1 protein-coding gene is annotated in these 751 nt (G+C 73.5%); it reads right to left on the bottom strand.

Going from position 1 to position 751, the window contains the following annotated elements; all coding sequences use genetic code 11:
- The coding region (locus PUR61_RS36575) for an acyltransferase domain-containing protein (RefSeq protein WP_329883876.1) at nt 1-714 on the bottom strand (714 nt) is incomplete at its 3' end.
- Nucleotides 715-751 lie beyond the last annotated feature (37 nt).

The raw sequence follows: 751 nt of genomic DNA on the forward strand, positions 1-751 counted from the left end.
CGACACCGGCTGCACCACATCCACCCGCTCCAGCGAGGCGGCACCCGGCACCTGATTCACCACATCCACCAACGACCAGTCCACATAAGGCTTCAGCGCACCCTCCACCTCCGCCAGAACCCGCGCGAACACCGGAGACTCCGCCAGCAACCGCCGGCCCATCCCCACCCACTGCGAACCCTGACCCGGGAACACGAACACCGACCGGCCCGCCACCTCCGCACGGCCGGAGACGACACCCGTCGCCTCCTCCGCGCGCGCTGCCGCGCCCAGCGCCGTCAGGACGGCCTCCCGGTCGGCGGCCACCACCACCGTCCGCTGCTCCAGCGCGGCACGCGCGGTGAGGAGGGTCCGGGCGGTCTGCGCCAGGTCGGCGTCGGGCCGTTCGGCGAGGAACCGGCCCCAGCCGTCGGCCTGGGCGTGCAACCCGGGCTCGGTGGCGGCCGACAGGACCAACGGCAGGGCGGCACCCGGCAGTACGTCGTTCGAGGCACGACCGGCCGACGGGGAGACGGCGGACTGCTCGTCGGGCTGCTGGGCCGACGGCTCGTCGGAGGACTGCGGCGCGTCCTCGGCAGGGGCCTGTTCGAGGATGACGTGGGCGTTGGTTCCGCTCACGCCGAAGGACGACACGGCGGCCCGGCGCGGCCGGTCCACCTCCGGCCACTCCCGCTCCTCCGTCAACAGCGCGACCGCACCCGACTCCCAGTCCACCTTCGAACTCGGCGCGTCGATGTGCAGACTCTTCGGC

The organism is Streptomyces sp. BE20, from assembly GCF_036322525.1.
Classification (GTDB): domain Bacteria; phylum Actinomycetota; class Actinomycetes; order Streptomycetales; family Streptomycetaceae; genus Kitasatospora.